Raw genomic sequence first — 11218 nt, forward strand, 5'->3', positions numbered from 1 at the left:
TTCCCATCCCGAACAGGACCGTGAAACGACTCTACGCCGATGATAGTGCTGCAACCAGTGTGAAAGTAGGTTATCGTCAAGCTAGTTATAAGTCAGGAAGGCCCGCTCTATGAGTGGGCCTTTTTGCTTTGGTGCATTAGAATGGCTCGCATACCGGAGATCCCCCCATGCGTGCTGTTTTTCTGCTCTTGTTCGCTCTATCCTCAGCACAGGCGGCGCCGCTGTCGCTGCGGTTCGAGCATCTCGGTGTGGAGCAGGGGCTGACGCAGGAATCGGTCACCAGCATTCTCCAGGATCAGCACGGTTATATGTGGCTGGGCACTCAGGCCGGCCTGAACCGCTACGACGGCTATCGCGTCACCACCTTCAAGAACGATCCCGCCAATCCCCGCAGCCTGCAAGACAATTACGTGCAGGCTTTGTTTGAAGACGCCGCCGGCCAGCTCTGGGTCGGCAACAAAGGCGGCCTGGACCGCTATGATCCGCTCACCCAGTCCTTCACCCATGTGCTGCCGACGCTGGCGGTGACCAGCATTGTCAGTGACGGCAAGCAGGGCTTGTGGCTGGTTACCACAGAAGGCTTGCAGCATTTCGATCCCGCCAGCGGCCAGGTCCGCACGCTGCGCCACGCCGACAACGACATCAACAGCATCAATGACGACCACGTCAGCGCCCTGGTGCGCGACGGTCACGGCAATTTGTGGGTGGGGACGGCGCGCGGCCTGGAAATGCTGGCGGCCGGCAGCAATCAGTTCCGTCACTTCGGCACCCAGGAAAAGCGGCTGGAGAACAATATCATGTCCCTGTCGCTTGGCGCCGATGGTGTGCTGTGGGCCGGCACCATGCGCGGCGTGCAGGTCTGGCGGCTGAACGGGCAGTCGGCCGAGCGCATGGCGGTGCCCTTGCCGCCCGATCTGGCCGAGGTGCGCGTGCCGCGTCTGCTGCACGACCGCGATGGCACGCTGTGGGTCGGCACTTTCACGGACGGCCTCAAGCGCCGCGATCCGGTCAGCGGCCGCTTCTACAATTATGACCGCGATGCGCAGGATCGCCACGGCATCAGCGAAAGCCAGATCAGCGCGCTGTACCAGGACCGCACCGGCACGCTGTGGGTCGGCAACTGGTACACCGGCGCCGATCGTGTCGACCTGAGCAGCGGCGGCTTCGAGCGCTATTCCGAACATGCCGGCGTGCTGCCCGGCATAGGCAGCAGCAAGGTGCGCGCCATCACGGGCGCGCCGGATGGCAAGATCTGGCTGGGCACCAGTACCGGCCTGGCGTTACTGGATACGGCGCAGGGCAAGGTGCGCTTTGAATCGAATGAGCAACCGCATCCCGGCGGCCTGCCATCCGAGCAGCTGATGGCGCTGGCCACCGATCTGCGTGGGCGCCTGTGGGTGGGCACGCTCAGCGGCCTGTCATGGCGCGATCCGCTCACGGGGCGCTACACGCCGGTGTGGCTGGGTGACGAACCGCCGGCGCGTTCAGTGCAGCGTTTGCTGGTGGACCGCGCTGGAGCCATCTGGGTCGGCACCCGCCTGGCGCTGTATCGTATCGATCCGCAGACGCTGGTGGCGCAGGCTTATCGCATCGATACCGACGATCCTCAGCGCCTGGCCGGCCGCGTCTACGCGCTGCTGGAGGATAAGCGGGGCAATCTGTGGGTGGGCACTGAAAACGGTTTAGATCGTTTTGATCGCGCCAGCGGCAAGTTCGAACATCACCGCCACGATCCGGCGCGGCGCGATAGTCTCAGTCACAACCGCGTGCATTACTTGTACCAGGATGCGCAGGAACGCATCTGGATCGGTACCGCGGCCGGCCTGTGCATGGCGCGCCTGGGCGAGGATGGCAAGCTGCATTTCCGCTTTTATGCGCCGGGCAGCGGGCATTCGCCCGATCCGATCGGTGCCATCCTGGGCGATGCGCAAGGCCGCTTGTGGATCAGCACCACGGCCGGCATTTCGCTGTTTACTCCGGAGACCGGCGTCTTCAAGAATTACACTTCCAAGGATGGCTTGATCGATGGTTCGTTTTTCATCGGCTCCGGCTACAGCGTGCCGGACGGCACGCTGTATTTCGGTGGCCTGGAAGGCGTGACCGCATTCCGGCCCGAGAAGATTCATGACAATCCGTATGCGCCGCCGGTTTCCATCACCGACTTTTCCATCTTCAACCAATCCATCCAGAGCGGCGCCGGGCGTGCCGACGTGCTGGCGCAAGGACCGCTCTATCAAGCCAGGGCGCTGGCGCTGTCGTATCGTGACGCGGTGTTTTCGTTCGAGTTCGCCGGCCTGCATTATGCCGATCCGCAGCGCAACCGCTATGCCTATCAGCTGGAAGGCTTCGACCCCAACTGGGTGATCACCGATGCCGGCAAGCGCTTTGCCACCTACACCAATCTCGATCCCGGCCACTATGTGTTTCGCGTCAAGGCGGCCAACAAGGATGGCTTGTGGAGCAGCGAGCCGGTATCGGTGGAGGTGACGATCGCGCCGCCCATCTGGAAGACGTGGTGGTTCCGCGTGCTGTTGGTGACGCTGGGTGTAGGCGCGGCCTACCTGCTGTTCCGCATCCGCATCCGCCTGCTGGTGTTGCAGAAGCAGGATCTGGAACAGGTGGTGAGCAGCCGTACGCGCGAGCTGGTGCAGCAGAAGGAATCCATCGAGCGCGAAAAGGAAAACGTCGAGGCGGCGCACCGCAACATCTCGCTGCTGTCGGATATCGGCCGGCGCATCACCGCCAATCTCGATAGCGAAGCCATCATGTCCCTGCTGTACCAGCAAGTGCATGCGCTGATGGACGCCAGCGTGTTCGGCATTGGCATTTACCGGCCGGAGCAGGATCTGATCGAGTATCCGTTCGCGATGGAGCGCGGCAAGCGCTACACCCCGTACACGCGCAGCATGCGCGAGCCGAACCAGCTGGCGGTATGGTGCATCAACCATGCGGAGGAAGTGTTCATCAACGACCTGGAGCAGGAATACCATCGCTATATTTTCAGCCTGGACCTGGTGTCCGGGGCCGAGAACATGGGCACGCTGGAAGACGGCTCGTTGCCGACCGAGCCGCGCTCGCTGATCTATGTGCCGATCTCGGTCAGCGGCCAGGTGCGCGGGGTGATCACGGTGCACAGCTATCGCACCCATGCTTACCAGCGCATCGATCTGGACATGCTGACTACGCTGGCATCGTACGTGGCGGTGGCGTTTGCCAATGCGGATTCCTACCGCCAGTTGCAGGAAGCGCAGCAGCAGCTGGTGGAGCGTGAAAAACTGGCGGCGCTCGGTTCACTGGTGGCCGGCGTGGCGCACGAACTGAACACGCCGATCGGCAACAGCCTGGTGATCGCCAGCACGCTGGAAGACAAGACGATGGAAATCGATACGCTCAACAACGCCAGCACCATGCGCCGATCCGATCTGCGCAACTTCATCGAGGCGTCGCGCGAGGCCTCGACCCTGTTGATGCGCAGCCTGCGCAATGCGGCCGAGCTGGTGAACAGCTTCAAGCAAGTGGCGGTGGATCAGGCCAGCGCCAAGCGCCGCAAGTTCAATCTGCACCAAGCCAGCCACGAGATCGTGATGACGATGAAGAACCAGGTGCGCAAGGCTGGCCATCACATCGTGCTGGAGATGCCGGACGATATCTTGATGGATAGTTTCCCCGGTCCTTACGGACAGGTGATCATCAACCTGATCAATAACGCCCTGCTGCATGCGTTTGACGGGCACGAGGGCGGCGAGATTCGCATGTGGGCGACGCCGATAGGCATGGAGCGGGTGCGCATCGTGTTCCAGGATGACGGCAAGGGCATCGCCATCGAGCATCAGGCGCGCATCTTCGATCCTTTCTTCACCACCAAGCTGGGGCAGGGCGGCAACGGCCTGGGCCTGAGCATCACCTACAACATCGTGACGTCGCTGCTGGACGGTTCAATCCGGGTGGATAGCGAGGTGGGCGTGGGGACGCGCTTCACGATCGATTTGCCGTTGAAGGCGTCCCTGACGGGCGATTAAATGCCCCAGATGATGTGCTCGTTTTCCGCCTTGGCGGTGCGCAGCATTTCCAGTAGCGGGAAGGCGCGGGCGGAGAAGCCGACGCGTTGCGCCATGGCGTGCTCCCTGGTTTCGCCTTCTTCCTGTTCGTGGGCGTGGATGTCGTGCTCGACATCGGCCTCCGGATGCAGCTTGGTCTCGGCGACTTCGTGCTCCAGGATGGACAGGGCTTGCGCCGCTTCGGCAGCGGTGATCACGCCGCGCTTCGGATTTTTGTGCAGCAGGTCCAGGATGCGCTGCGCGTGTTCCTGGTACATCAAGACTTCCGGGCTGGATTTGGATTTGAATGCGATCAACATAAGCGTTCTTTCTTAGTTCCGTTGGATAAACTTTATGCCCATGTCAGCCACTTTACAAGAGACAGACGAAGCGATCTGAGCGCTGACGCACATGAATTAAGCATGTTTTAAGCCAGCACGACCGTTTTAATTCTGTTTAAAGGAAGTCAGGAAGGTTTCGACGCTGTCGGCCTCGATGCGCCGGGCCGGGCCGATCACCACCACCTGGTAAATTCTTTTTTCTTTTGCAAGAAAGCGTCCAATCAGGCGCATCGGCTGCCCGTTTGCGGTGCCGCTTGCATCGACTTCGAGCGCGCCATTGTCCAGCGTCTTGCTGCTGGTGATGGTGGCGCCGATGTTGTTCACCATCGCCGTCTTCATGGCGGCGACGGCGGCCGGCGCTCGTGCCGCATCGGCCAGCTGGGCGCTGCCGACGGCGAAGATGACACCGTCGACGTCGGCCGCGCTCATGGTCATGCTGACGTCCAACTGGTCGAGCTTGATGCTGCGGGTTTGCGTGGCCGGCTTGCCGGGGAAGAGCACGGCGTAGGGCGCGTCGTTGCTGCGGTAGTCGCGCCAGTCGTATTTGGGGCTGCATGCGGAGAGCAGCAGGGCCAGCATCAGTGGCAGGGTGCGTTTCATTTCTTCTCTTTCTTTTTCTTGTCTTCGATGGCTTTCCATTCATCGATGTGATCTTGCTGGCGCAGCACGCGCGACCTCGGATCGATGGTGACCAGCGCGTCTGGCGGCAGCGCGAGTTCGCTGTGGCCGTCGCTCATCGCCAGCTTTTCGATGCGGTTGTTGATGCGGACTTCCAGCGGCATCGGGAAGGCGCCGCCATCCCTCAGTTTCCAGGTGAGCTTGAGCTTGCCGGCGCTGCGTTCCTCCAGCAGTTGCGGCAGGGCGGCGTGGTACAGATAGGCGTCGAAGAACCAGTTCAAGTCTTTGCCGCTGGCTTCGTTGGCGAACTGAATGAATTCCTTGCTGCCGCTCCAGCGTGGCTGGAAGTTGCCCGGCGCCGGCGTGTTGGTGCCGTACACCATGCGGCGCGTGGCGGTGAAGAAGGGCTCGTCGCCGATCAGGTTGCGCAGCGTGTGCAGGATCAGCGCGCCTTTGACGTAGATGTCGAGGCCGGGACCGCCGCGTTCTTCCTTGTAGATGTCTTCAATGCGCTGGGTCTTGCCGCTGACTACCGGCGCCTTGTTGCTGACCTGTTTGCGGAACTCGAACAGCGCGCTCTGGAATTCCATTTCGCCGCGCAGCGATTCCATGTACAGCGGCTGCATGTAGGAACCAAAGCCTTCGTGCAGCCACATGTCGTCCCAGTCGGCGTTGGTCATCTGGTTGCCGAACCATTCGTGCGACAGCTCGTGGTGCAGCAACCAGTCGTAGCCGAGCGGCGACTTGATATAGCCGTTGCCGTAGGCATTGATGGTCTGGTGTTCCATGCCGAGGTGCGGGGTTTCGACCACGCCCATTTTTTCGTCGCCAAATGGATAGGGACCGATGCGGTTCTCAAAGAAATCCAGCATCGGCTTGAACTCGGTGAACAGGCCCTGGGCTTGCTTGTCGTGGCCTTTCAGGTACCACATGCGCAGCGGGATGGTGTTGCCGTACTTGCTGGCGTAATCGGCGGACAGTGTTTCGTAGGGGCCGATGTTGAGCGCGACGCCGTAGGTGCTGGGATTTTTGGCGCGCCAGTTGTAGGTGCGCCAACCGTCTTTTTCTTCCATGCCGGTGGCGACGCCGTTGCCGGCCACCACCAGCGGCGACGGCACGCTGATGTGCAGGTCGATCAGCCGCGGCTTGCCGGTCGGGTGATCGATGCAGGGCCAGAACAGGTCGCAGCCTTCGCCTTCGACGGTGGTGGTGATCCAGGGTTGGCCGTCGGCGGTCTGGCTCCAGGTGAAGCCGCCGTCCCACGGGGCTTTCCTGGCGACGGTCGGCACGCCGTGGTACTGGATGCGCACGGTGGTGCGGGCGCCGGCCGGCAGGGGCGCCGGCAAGGTCAGGTAAAGGCGGCCTTCGGGATTGCTGATGGCGGCTGGCGCCAGCGCGACGCCGTCCACGCTGGCGCTGTCGACGGGCAGGTTGCGATCGAGTTCGACGGCGATGCGGGTCAGCGGTTCTTTCAGCAGGAAGGTGAGGGCGGCGTCGCCCTTGATGCTCTTGCTGGCCGGATCGACGCGCAGGGCCAGGTCGACCTTTTCAAACGTCACCGCCAACTGCTCGGGCGCGCGCGGGCTGCCGGAGTTGATGGTGAAATCGGTTGGCGCCTTTTGCGTGGCGCAGCCGGCCAGCGCAGCGCTGACGGCAAGGTAGAGAGGCAAGCGGGTCATGGTCGTCCTGGCGAAGTATGCTGCGAGCAATATAGCAGCAAGCACGCCGGACTTGGTATGTCGATGAGGCGATAGAACCGTTTTTTATATTGACCTTACTTCGGCTGTTTGAAGAGCGCGTAGTCGATCAACATCAGTGAGCCATTCTGTTCTTCAAATATCTCGAGTGCTTGATTAATCAGCTCAGTCTTCTCTGAAAGGCTGGCGAGCAAGTGACGGAATAAACGTTGCTGCCGCTCCAGTGTCATCATCGAGTGTGAGTTTAAGCAGATAAGCCCGCAGTGAAGTTCTTGCAAGGCGTAGTGGCCTCCAGGAGAAATGGCGCCATGCCCTCTGAAGTCTTTGGAATTGCAGGTGACGAAAGTGTAGTCATGAGCGATGATTTTTTTGATAAGCACCCTGTCTTTGGTGCCCAGCCAACCTCGATCTCTTGTGCAGGTCGCTTCGAAACCTGCCTCATTAGCTATCCTGACCAAGCTTGGAGACAGACACTCGTCGATGAGCAGGCGCCAGTTCATTGTCTGTCGGATAAATAGTCTTAATGCTTGTCACGTGCCAGTTTGGATGGCTTTCGGCTAAACGTACGGCGCGTCTTTGCAGCGGATAGATTTGTACATAGATCTTTGCAGCTTGGACGAGATCTTCGGTCAGAAATGCGTATGATTCCTTGAGCAATGCCAAAGAGGTGCCTTCTTCCAGTGACCCCACGACGGTTTCAACCAAGACACGTGTTCCCCGGAACACGGGCATGCCCCACATAACGTCTTTTGATACGCTAATGGCTCGAAGCGCGACATTTAGTTCCTGCGAGCGAGTGGTCGCTGCTCTGATGTGTTTGGCTAGTGAAGGGGCAAATACGGAATCCTTGCTGGACAGCTTTAAGGCCAGCGCGGGCTCGAGTTTTCCGGCCACTGCTATACGCTTGATGCTGGATTCCAGTGCCGCTTTCCTGGTCTTGACAGGAATGACGTCAGCAGCGTTGTAATAGAACGAAATAAATGCAGCGCCGAGACGCGATATAGGGCTATTTATGCCCGGGGCGACGAATGGCTGCGAGACTATATGCTCGTCTACAGCCCGATTGATATCGTGCTCGCTGAGCTCGGCAATATAGGCTGCTTCGGCGGGAGTGATGAAGGTGGCGTTGCGCATAGATTCTCCGATACTGGAAACGATAGGCTGGGTGCATGAGTGAGTCAATCGAATCACTCGTTCAGCACGCGGCGGTATTGGATGGCTTCTTTTACGTGCTTGAGCTGGATGGCGGCCGCGCGATCGAGGTCGGCGATGGTGCGGGCCACGCGCAGGATGCGGTGGTAGGCGCGGCCGGACCATTTGAATTGCTGCATGCTGTCCCTGAGCTGGGTCTTGCTGGGACGGTCGAGCTTGCAGTGGTGGTCGATCTCGCGCGGCGTCAGGAATTGGTTGAGCTTGCCCTGCCGCCGGCGCTGCACCTCGGCCGCCGCCTGCACGCGCGCGGCGATGACGGCGGACGGTTCGCCATCGGCGGCGGAGGCAAGGATGTCGGCGTGGACCGAGCCCACTTCCATCTGGATGTCGATGCGGTCCAGCAGCGGACCGGAGACGCGGTTCTGGTAGCGCAGCCGCACGTCCGGCGGGCAGCGGCAGGCCACGCTTTGGTGCCCATAGTAGCCGCAGGGGCAGGGATTCATGGCGGCGATCAGCTGGAAGTGCGCGGGGAAGTCCGCCTGTCGCGCGGCGCGCGAGATGGTGATGCGGCCCGATTCCATCGGCTCGCGCAGCACGTCCAGCACGCGGCGGTCGAACTCGGGCAGTTCATCGAGGAACAGCACGCCGCGGTGGGCCAGCGATATCTCGCCCGGGCGCGGCACGCTGCCGCCACCCACCAGCGCCGCGCCGGACGAGGTGTGATGCGGCGAGCGGAACGGCCGCTGCTTCCATTGCTCGATGCGGAAGGCGCCGGTCAGCGATTGCACGGCGGCCGCTTCCAGCGCCTCCTCGTCGCTCATTGCCGGCAGCAGGCCGGCGAAGCGCGAGGCCAGCATGGTCTTGCCCGAGCCCGGCGGGCCGACCAGCAGCACTGAATGGTTGCCGGCCGCCGCCACTTCCAGCGCGCGCTTGACGAGGCGCTGTCCTTTGACATCGGCGAAGTCCGGATATTCCGGCGCGGCCGCCAATGGCGCCGCCTCGTGGCGCGACAGCATATCCTCCACCGATTTGCCGGCAAAGTGGCGGCACACTTGCAGCAGCGACTCGGCCGGATAGATGGCGGCGGCCGACACCAGCGCCGCCTCGTCGGCATTGGCGAGCGGCAGGATGAAGGCCAGGCAGCCGCCATCGCGCCGGGTGGCCAGCGACATGGCCAGCGCGCCGCGTATCGGCCGCAGCTCGCCGGACAGGGACAGTTCGCCGGCAAATTCATACTGATGCAGGCGGCGCGTGGGGATTTGTCTGGAGGCGGCCAGGATGCCAAGCGCGATCGGCAGGTCGAAGCGGCCGGACTCCTTGGGCATGTCGGCCGGGGCCAGGTTGACCGTGATGCGCTGGGCAGGGAAGTCAAAACCGCCATTCTGGATGGCGGCGCGGACGCGGTCCTTGGCTTCCTTGACCTCGGTGTCGGCCAGGCCGACGATGGTGAAGGCCGGCAGGCCGTTGGCCAGATGCACTTCAACGCTGACTTCCTGCGCTTCCATGCCGGCCAGGGCGCGGCTCTTGAGTACGGCGAGGATGGACATGGCGGGGCACACCGGTAGTTGAAACCAACCGCCAGCGTAGCCCCTGCCCGCCGTGCCGCTTTGCGCTAGCCCAAACGGGCGGGAACAAATTTATTGATTGATCTTGCTTTCCAGCTCAGCCAGACGGGTTTCCAGCGCTTCCAGCTTGGCGCGGGTCTTGGCCAGCACCTGGGTCTGGATGTCGAACTCTTCGCGCGTGACCAGGTCCAGTTTGGCGAAACCCTGCGTCATCATGGACTTGACGTTCTTTTCAATGTCCTTTGCTGGGGAGTTTTCGATGGCCTGGCTGATCTTGTTTTGCAAGTCATTAAAAAAATTGTTCTTATCCATAATATTCCTTGATCTGGTTAGTCCATCATTGCACCATCGTGGTGCGAGTCGGCATTAATGTGGTGCGAAATCGCCGAAATTCCTGATTTTGTGCGTGAGAATCCCACTTTGGGGCGGCGCGGCCGTTGTCAACCTTGGCTGGCACGCATTCTGCTAAGAATGCCCATGAATGCTTTTCATTGCTTCGCTTGACAAGATTTTAAACCGCAACTGCTAATGACGTTCAACTCACTAGGAAAAACAACTATGAAAATGACCAAGAACTTCACCCTGATCGCTGCGTTGACCTTAGCATTCGCATCCATGGCGCACGCGGAAGAGGCGGCACCCGCCCCTGAAGCGAAACCAGACAACGAAGTCACCTATAACGCCGCCGTTGTCAGCGATTACCGTTACCGCGGTATCTCGCAAACCCGCCTCAAGCCGGCCCTGCAAGTGGGCGCGGACTATGTGAATAACCCTACCGGCTTCTACCTCGGCACCTGGGCCACCAACATCAAGTGGGTCAAGGATGGCGGCGGCGACGGCTCGATCGAATGGGATATCTACGGCGGCAAGCGCGGCGCCATCAATGATACCTTCAGCTACGACGTCGGCGGCCTGTACTACGCCTACCCATCGAACAAGCTGAGCCCGAGCGCCAACACCTTCGAACTGTACGGCCAGATCAGCGCCGGTCCGTTCTCGCTCAAATACTCGCACTCCACCACCAACCTGTTCGGCTTTGCCGACAGCAAGAACTCGGGCTACGTGGACGCCCAGGTCAACCAGGAAGTGGCGGACGGCTACGTGCTGAACCTGCACGTCGGCCACCAGAACGTCAAGAACAACGGCGCCGCCAGCTACACCGACTACAAGCTCGGCGTCACCAAAGATTTCGGCGTAGTGAGTGTGGCACTGGCGGCGGTCTATGCCGACACTGACGCCTACGTCGGAAAAGGAAAGAACCTGGGTAAAACCGGTGCTGTCCTGACCATTTCCAAAACCTTCTAAGCGAGGCCCGTATGAAACTGATTACCGCCATTATCAAGCCGTTCAAGCTTGACGAGGTGCGTGAAGCCCTGTCGGCCATTAACGTGCAGGGTATTACCGTGACCGAAGTAAAAGGCTTCGGCCGCCAGAAAGGCCACACCGAGCTGTATCGTGGCGCGGAGTATGTGGTGGACTTCCTGCCGAAGACCAAGATCGAAGCCGCGGTCGACGACGCGGTGGTCGAGCAGGCGATCGAGGCGATCGAAGGTGCGGCCCGCACCGGCAAGATCGGCGACGGCAAGATCTTCGTGTACAACCTGGAACAAGTGATCCGTATTCGTACCGGCGAGACCGGCAACGAAGCTCTCTAAGAGGATGATGAGAATGAAAAAAACCATAACGAGCTTGCTAGCTGGGGTATCCATCCTGTTCGCGCTGGCAGCCCCAGTACACGCCCAGGACGCCAAGCCGGCCGCCGCCCCGGCGGCGGCCGCGTCCGCCCCGGCCGCCGCCGCTCCTGAGGC

Annotated in this window: 10 protein-coding genes; 3 read left to right on the top strand and 7 right to left on the bottom strand. The window is 61.1% G+C overall.

Annotation, left to right across the window (positions count from 1 at the left end; translation table 11 throughout):
- The first annotated feature begins 167 nt into the window (after nt 1-167).
- Nucleotides 168-4019 (top strand): two-component regulator propeller domain-containing protein, encoded by a 3852-nt coding sequence (locus GM676_RS30465; protein WP_155468318.1) that lies wholly within the window; start codon nt 168-170, stop codon nt 4017-4019.
- On the opposite strand, the gene GM676_RS30470 is transcribed toward GM676_RS30465, so the two are convergent.
- The 7 genes from GM676_RS30470 to GM676_RS30500 form a co-directional block, all read right to left on the bottom strand.
- A complete protein-coding gene (locus GM676_RS30470; protein WP_155468319.1) occupies nt 4016-4357 on the bottom strand; it encodes a DUF1840 domain-containing protein in 342 nt (113 codons plus the stop codon). The two genes, GM676_RS30465 and GM676_RS30470, sit on opposite strands and share 4 nt — an antisense overlap.
- A gap of 126 nt (nt 4358-4483) precedes the next feature.
- On the bottom strand, nt 4484-4978 hold the full coding sequence (locus tag GM676_RS30475; RefSeq protein WP_155468320.1) for a hypothetical protein: 495 nt from the start codon (nt 4976-4978) through the stop codon (nt 4484-4486).
- Nucleotides 4975-6675: a M1 family metallopeptidase gene (locus tag GM676_RS30480; RefSeq protein WP_155468321.1), complete on the bottom strand. Its 1701-nt coding sequence runs from the start codon at nt 6673-6675 to the stop codon at nt 4975-4977. Before GM676_RS30480 ends, GM676_RS30475 begins: the two co-directional genes overlap by 4 nt.
- 95 nt (nt 6676-6770) lie before the next feature.
- The gene (locus GM676_RS30485; RefSeq protein ID WP_155468322.1) at nt 6771-7193 is read right to left on the bottom strand and encodes a DUF5615 family PIN-like protein; all 423 of its coding nucleotides are present in this window, start codon (nt 7191-7193) and stop codon (nt 6771-6773) included.
- Nucleotides 7135-7827 carry a DUF433 domain-containing protein gene (locus tag GM676_RS30490; RefSeq protein WP_155468323.1) on the bottom strand — a complete coding sequence of 231 codons (693 nt, stop codon included), beginning with the start codon at nt 7825-7827 and terminating at the stop codon, nt 7135-7137. Before GM676_RS30490 ends, GM676_RS30485 begins: the two co-directional genes overlap by 59 nt.
- Before the next feature lie 53 nt (nt 7828-7880).
- Nucleotides 7881-9392 carry a YifB family Mg chelatase-like AAA ATPase gene (locus GM676_RS30495; RefSeq protein WP_155468324.1) on the bottom strand — a complete coding sequence of 504 codons (1512 nt, stop codon included), beginning with the start codon at nt 9390-9392 and terminating at the stop codon, nt 7881-7883.
- Between the two features lie 90 nt (nt 9393-9482).
- Entirely contained in the window at nt 9483-9722 is a 240-nt protein-coding gene (locus GM676_RS30500) for an accessory factor UbiK family protein (protein WP_155468325.1), read from the bottom strand.
- 246 nt (nt 9723-9968) lie between these two features.
- On the opposite strand from GM676_RS30500, the gene GM676_RS30505 reads away from it, so the two are divergent.
- Both GM676_RS30505 and GM676_RS30510 read left to right on the top strand, forming a co-directional pair.
- Nucleotides 9969-10715 carry a TorF family putative porin gene (locus tag GM676_RS30505; RefSeq protein ID WP_155468326.1) on the top strand — a complete coding sequence of 249 codons (747 nt, stop codon included), beginning with the start codon at nt 9969-9971 and terminating at the stop codon, nt 10713-10715.
- An 11-nt stretch (nt 10716-10726) separates the two neighbouring features.
- Nucleotides 10727-11065 carry a P-II family nitrogen regulator gene (locus tag GM676_RS30510; protein WP_092279474.1) on the top strand — a complete coding sequence of 113 codons (339 nt, stop codon included), beginning with the start codon at nt 10727-10729 and terminating at the stop codon, nt 11063-11065.
- The last annotated feature ends 153 nt before the right edge of the window (nt 11066-11218 follow it).

The organism is Duganella radicis, assembly GCF_009720825.1.
In the GTDB taxonomy this organism is placed as follows: domain Bacteria; phylum Pseudomonadota; class Gammaproteobacteria; order Burkholderiales; family Burkholderiaceae_D; genus Rugamonas; species Rugamonas radicis.

What these genes read in the sequence shown, in the direction of transcription:
- GM676_RS30465 (WP_155468318.1), top strand. Translation starts at nt 168, where the DNA reads ATGCGTGCTGTTTTTCTGCTCTTGTTCGCTCTATCCTCAGCACAGGCG.
- GM676_RS30470 (WP_155468319.1), bottom strand. Translation starts at nt 4,357, where the DNA reads ATGTTGATCGCATTCAAATCCAAATCCAGCCCGGAAGTCTTGATGTAC.
- GM676_RS30475 (WP_155468320.1), bottom strand. Translation starts at nt 4,978, where the DNA reads ATGAAACGCACCCTGCCACTGATGCTGGCCCTGCTGCTCTCCGCATGC.
- GM676_RS30480 (WP_155468321.1), bottom strand. Translation starts at nt 6,675, where the DNA reads ATGACCCGCTTGCCTCTCTACCTTGCCGTCAGCGCTGCGCTGGCCGGC.
- GM676_RS30485 (WP_155468322.1), bottom strand. Translation starts at nt 7,193, where the DNA reads ATGAACTGGCGCCTGCTCATCGACGAGTGTCTGTCTCCAAGCTTGGTC.
- GM676_RS30490 (WP_155468323.1), bottom strand. Translation starts at nt 7,827, where the DNA reads ATGCGCAACGCCACCTTCATCACTCCCGCCGAAGCAGCCTATATTGCC.
- GM676_RS30495 (WP_155468324.1), bottom strand. Translation starts at nt 9,392, where the DNA reads ATGTCCATCCTCGCCGTACTCAAGAGCCGCGCCCTGGCCGGCATGGAA.
- GM676_RS30500 (WP_155468325.1), bottom strand. Translation starts at nt 9,722, where the DNA reads ATGGATAAGAACAATTTTTTTAATGACTTGCAAAACAAGATCAGCCAG.
- GM676_RS30505 (WP_155468326.1), top strand. Translation starts at nt 9,969, where the DNA reads ATGAAAATGACCAAGAACTTCACCCTGATCGCTGCGTTGACCTTAGCA.
- GM676_RS30510 (WP_092279474.1), top strand. Translation starts at nt 10,727, where the DNA reads ATGAAACTGATTACCGCCATTATCAAGCCGTTCAAGCTTGACGAGGTG.